This window comes from Pseudomonas sp. NDM (assembly GCF_003105095.1).
GTDB lineage: Bacteria > Pseudomonadota > Gammaproteobacteria > Pseudomonadales > Pseudomonadaceae > Aquipseudomonas > Aquipseudomonas moraviensis_A.
In genome coordinates this window covers 1-5331 of record NZ_QETJ01000241.1, presented here as the reverse complement: position 1 = coordinate 5331, position 5331 = coordinate 1, and the positions used below count along the sequence as shown (strand labels likewise).

The 5331-nt window shown below is 58.8% G+C and carries 4 protein-coding genes; 1 reads left to right on the top strand and 3 read right to left on the bottom strand.

Annotation, left to right across the window (positions count from 1 at the left end; genetic code table 11):
- Window positions 1–76: 76 nt before the first annotated feature.
- Window positions 77–715: a peroxiredoxin gene (locus DCO47_RS25540; protein WP_024014725.1), complete on the bottom strand. Its 639-nt coding sequence runs from the start codon at window positions 713–715 to the stop codon at window positions 77–79.
- A 291-nt stretch (window positions 716–1006) separates the two neighbouring features.
- Window positions 1007–2350, bottom strand: coding sequence for an OprD family porin (locus DCO47_RS25535; protein ID WP_042607063.1), 1344 nt, complete (start codon window positions 2348–2350; stop codon window positions 1007–1009).
- A gap of 363 nt (window positions 2351–2713) precedes the next feature.
- Between DCO47_RS25535 and tauA the strand changes: the two genes are divergently transcribed.
- Entirely contained in the window at window positions 2714–3703 is a 990-nt protein-coding gene (gene tauA, locus DCO47_RS25530; RefSeq protein WP_116659197.1) for a taurine ABC transporter substrate-binding protein, read from the top strand.
- Window positions 3704–3789: 86 nt separating this feature from the next.
- Here tauA and argA read toward each other — a convergent pair whose 3' ends face one another.
- A complete protein-coding gene (gene argA, locus DCO47_RS25525; RefSeq protein WP_064364694.1) occupies window positions 3790–5091 on the bottom strand; it encodes an amino-acid N-acetyltransferase in 1302 nt (433 codons plus the stop codon).
- Window positions 5092–5331: the final 240 nt, after the last annotated feature.

Sequence of the window (5331 nt, the reverse complement as noted above, 5' to 3'; positions counted from 1 at the left end):
CACTCCTACAGGGAAACGCATTCCAAATGTAGGAGTGAGCCTGCTCGCGATGGCGCCAGCGGCTACTCCGCAGAAATCACTTGTTGGGTTGCGGCGTCAGGCGCAGGTAAGGCTTCACCGCGCGATAGCCTTTCGGGAAGCGCTGCTTGATCTCGTCTTCGTCCTTGAGCGACGGCACAATCACCACTTCTTCACCGTCCTGCCAGTTGGCCGGGGTGGCCACCTTGTAGTTGTCGGTGAGCTGCAGCGAGTCGATCACCCGCAGGATCTCGTGGAAGTTGCGCCCGGTGCTTGCCGGATAGGTGATGGTCAGGCGGATCTTCTTGTTCGGGTCGATCACGAACAGTGAACGCACGGTCAGGGTGTCGTTGGCATTCGGGTGGATCAGATCGTAGAGATCGGAGACCTTGCGATCGGCATCGGCGAGGATCGGGAAATTGACGATAGTGTTCTGGGTTTCGTTGATGTCTTCGATCCACTTGTGGTGCGAGTCCACCGGGTCGACCGACAGCGCGATGGCTTTTACGCCGCGCTGGCTGAATTCATCCTTGAGCTTGGCGGTGAAACCCAGCTCGGTGGTGCACACCGGGGTGAAATCCGCCGGATGGGAAAACAGCACGCCCCAGCTATCGCCCAGCCATTCGTGGAAACGAATCTTGCCGGCGCTGGAATCCTGTTCGAAATCGGGGGCGATGTCGCCGAGTCTGAGGCTCATGGTGCTGCTCCTGATGAGGGATGGGAGACAACAACTGTAGCTCGGGATCGATCAGTGTGAAAAAGAATAAATAACTAGATATCTAGATCATTAATGAATATTAAACATCTGTTCATTGGACACTGGCCCGCATCGCGACGAACATCGCACGCAAGGTTCGAGAAGGCCTTGAGTTGCAGCAAAGAGGGAATCGAGAAGGGCTTACGGGGGTGAGCCTGACTCGAAACGCAAAAGCCCCGTCCGGCGCGATGCCGGACGGGGCTTTTTTTGTCTGCGAATCGAGCCGCGTGATTACAGCAGCGGGATCGAGTAGCTGAGGATCAGGCGGTTTTCGTCCTGGTCGCGCTGACCGGCGATGTCGGTGCGCCAAGTAGCGTTTTTCCACATTACGCCAACGTTTTTCAACGGGCCTTCCGGAACAACGTACGCCACGGTCAAATCACGTTCCCATTCGGAAGCGCCATTCGAGGTCTGGACGCGACGAGCGTTATAGGTGTCAATGTTATCGCCACGCAGGTAAACCATGCCAGCAGTCAGGCCAGGCACGCCAACCTTGGCGAAGTCATAGGAGTAGCGTGCTTGCCAGGTGCGCTCGCCGGCGCGGTTGAACTTCTGGATCTGCATGTCGGTGATGGTGTAGTTCGACGAACCGTCACCCTGGTTCAGCCAAGGGAAGTCGCTGCTGCCGTTGCTCACCTGATAGCCGCCACCAAAAGTGTGACCGGCAACGGTGTACAGGAACAGGCCGCTGTACAGGTTGTTGTCGACTTTGCCTTTGCCGTTTGCCGCGTGACTGTAAGCGCCAGAGCTGAAGTACGCTGGGTCGTGGCCGTTCGCGCCGTCGTCGGAGCTGTTGAAGTAACGGAAGTCAGACTTCAGCACGCCTGGACCGATGGACCAGTTGTGAACCAGCCCAAGGAAGTGCTGTTTGTAGAAATCTTCCAGGTTGCCGTAGTAGTACTGGGCAGTCAGATCTTTGGTGATCTTGTAGTCACCACCGGCGTAAATGAATTTGTTGCTATCGCGGAAGTTCGGACCGCGAGAGTTGGCACCGCCAATGCTCAGCTGTTCATTGTTGCTGGAGTTACGGCCTTTGACGTGCTCGATCTGACCACCGACCAGAGTCAGGTCCTTGATCTCGCCGGATGTGATCTGGCCACCCTGCCAGGTTTGCGGCAGCAGACGACCGTCGTTGGTGACGATGACCGGGTTCTTCGGCTGCAAGGTACCCAGCTTCAGTTCAGTCTGGGAGATCTTGGCTTTGGCAGTCAGGCCCAGGCTGGAGAAGTTGTCCACGGCTTTACCGTTGGACTCGCTCGGGAATACAGTGCCGCCGTAAGCGGTGCCGCTGTTGCCGTTGGTGCCGCCGCCCGAATCAAGACGAATGCCCAGCAGGCCGATGGCGTCGAGACCGAAACCGACGGTGCCTTGGGTGTAACCGGAGATGAAACGCAGGTCGAAGCCCTGGCCCCACTCTTCGTTCTTGTTGGCACCAGTGCCATTACGGTTGTCAGTGTTGATGTAGAAGTTGCGCAGACCCAGAGTAGCCTTGCTGTCTTCGATGAAACCGGCGGCGCCTGCCTGCTGCGCCATAACCCCAACGGCCACGGCCAGGGCCAAGGTGGACTTGTTCATGTATCGCTCCTCTCGTTCTAATTCTTGTGTTCCTGGTTCGGGGTCGATTTGCCCTGAATCCTAAGATTCGCGATTAGCGCCAGACCGTGACTGCCAAGTCAATCGTAACCTTGTATGTCTACGACCATCGTCTAATCGCAAGTGATTGGTCCCTGCAGCGTAAAGACTTCCTGATAATCCCAAAAAGAATTTATTCATTCTTTTTCATACCATTCGGGTATATGGCCCATTAATGGCCATCCGCGCCGGGAAACAGCGTATCGGCGCCTAAGCTCATTCCTAAATGGTATTTGTTGACCTTTTTTTAGATCGATTAGCTTTGCCGTACTCCCAACACGGCAAATCCCATCGAAAAGGCGACGCATCATGGCGAAACGCGCACTATCAAGTCAATTTGTTACAGTTTGTGTGTCGGCACTGTTTTGTTTTTCCGCACAGGCCGCCGGTCTGACTGTCGGCTACCAGACCGGCATCGATCCCAGCAAAGTGCCACAGGCCGACGGCGTCTATGAAAAAACCATTGGCGAGAAGATCGACTGGCGCCGCTTTAACAGCGGCCCGGAAGTAGTGACAGCCATCGCCTCCGGCGACGTGCAGATCGGCAACCTCGGCTCGAGCCCTTTGGCTGCGGCGGCGTCACGTAATCTGCCGATTGTGGCGTTCATCGTTTCGGCGCAGATCAACGCCGCCGAAGCTATGGTGGTGCGCAACGGCAGCGGCATCGACAAGCCGCAGGATCTGGTCGGCAAGACCATCGCCACGCCGTTCGTATCGACCTCGCACTACAGTCTCCTCGGGGCGCTGAAGCACTGGGGCCTGAATACTTCGCAAGTCAAAGTGGTCAATCTGCAACCGGCGGAAATCGCCGCCGCGTGGAAGCGTGGCGACATTGACGGGGCGTTTGTCTGGTCTCCGGCGCTGGGCGAGATTCGCAAGACAGGCAAGACCCTGACCGACGCCGCACAAGTCGGCCAGTGGGGTGCGCCGACATTCGAGGTGTGGGTCGCGCGCAAGGATTTTGCCGAGAAGCATCCCGAGGTCGTGGCGAAATTCGCCAAGGTCACCCTGGACTCCTTCGCTGATTACGCCGCGCACAAGGACGGCTGGACAGCCGACTCGGTGCCTGTGCAGAAAATCGCCAAACTGACTGGTGCCAACGCGGCGGATGTGCCGGAACTGCTGGCCGGTTCGGCATTCCCGGATGCCAAGGCGCAGCAAACCACGGCGCTGCTGGACGGCGGCACCGCGAAGGCAATTGCTGAAACGGCGAAATTCCTGAAAGAACAGGGCAAGGTCGAGACGGTGCTGCCGGATTACTCGCCTTACGTCAGCGCGAAATTCATCACCCAGTAAAAAGCTTCGCGAGCAGGTCGAATCGTCGCACCGTCGCTCCCACACTGGAATGCGCTTTCCTGTGGGAGCGACGGTGCGACACGGTTTTACAGAGTTTTTTCGAAAATCTTCGAATTGCGCTGATAGTTGTACAGCGACGCCCGCGCCGCTGGCAGGCGTTCGACGCTGCTCGGCTCGAACCCGCGCTCACGGAACCAGTGCGCAGTGCGGGTGGTGAGCACGAACAGGGTTTTCAAACCCTGCGCCCGCGCCCGGGTTTCGATGCGCTCAAGCAATTCGTCGCCGCGGCCGCCATGGCGGTATTCCGGATTCACCGCCAGACACGCCAGCTCGCCCGCATCGGAATCGGCAATCTGATACAGCGCCGCACAAGCAATGATCATCCCTTCACGCTCGACCACGCTGAACTGCTCGATCTCGCGCTCCAGCACTTCACGCGAACGGCGCACCAGAATGCCCTGCTCTTCCAGCGGACTTATCAGGTCGAGCAGGCCGCCGACGTCTTCAATCGCCGCCTCGCGCACCAGTTCGAATTGCTCTTGCGCGACCAGCGTACCGCCACCGTCACGGGTGAACAGTTCGGTCAGCAGCGCGCCGTCTTCGGCGTAACTAACGATATGGCTGCGCGCCACGCCGCCACGGCAGGCCTCGGCGGCGGCATCGAGCAACTCCGCTTGATAGTTGCTCATGCCCAGGCGCTGCAGATGCGCCGGCACCTGTTGCGGGCGCAGTTCGCGCACCAGTTTGCCGTTCTCGTCGATCAGGCCGAGCTCGGCGCCGAACAACAGCAGCTTGTCCGCGCCCAGATCAATCGCGGCGCGGGTGGCGACGTCTTCGCAAGCAAGGTTGAAGATTTCACCGGTCGGCGAGTAGCCCAACGGCGACAGCAGCACGATCGAACGCTCGTCGAGCAGGCGGTTGATGCCCTTGCGGTCGACCCGACGCACTTCGCCGGTGTGGTGATAGTCGACGCCCTCCAGCACGCCGATCGGCCGCGCCGTGACGAGGTTGCCGCTGGCCACGCGCAAGCGTGAACCCTGCATCGGCGAAGAGGCCATGTCCATCGACAGCCGCGCTTCGATGGCGATACGCAAATGGCCAACCGCATCGATCACACATTCCAGAGTCGCGGCATCGGTGATGCGCATGCCGTGATGGTAATGCGGGGTCAGGCCACGGGCGGCGAGGCGGGTTTCGATCTGCGGGCGCGAACCGTGCACCAGCACCAGACGCACGCCGAGGCTGTGCAGCAAGACCAGGTCGTGGACGATATTGCCGAAATTCGGATGCTCGACGCCGTCGCCGGGAAGCATGACGACGAAGGTGCAATCGCGGTGGGCATTGATGTAGGGAGACGCGTGGCGGAGCCAATTGACGTATTCGGGCATGAACCTGGGCCTGTAATAAAGAGCAGCCGAAAAAAGGGGCGAAACGAAAAACGCACAGCGGGCTGATGGTTATCGTCGGAACAGGCTTGGCGACACGCGCGCTCTCCTCATGAATACGGGTTGGGGTGCAGGCAATTTAGCGGGTTCGGTCAGACAAAACACAACTCCCCTGTAGGAGTGAGCCTGCTCGCGATAGCGGAATTTCAGTCAATATCTTCGGTGACTGACTCACCGCTATCG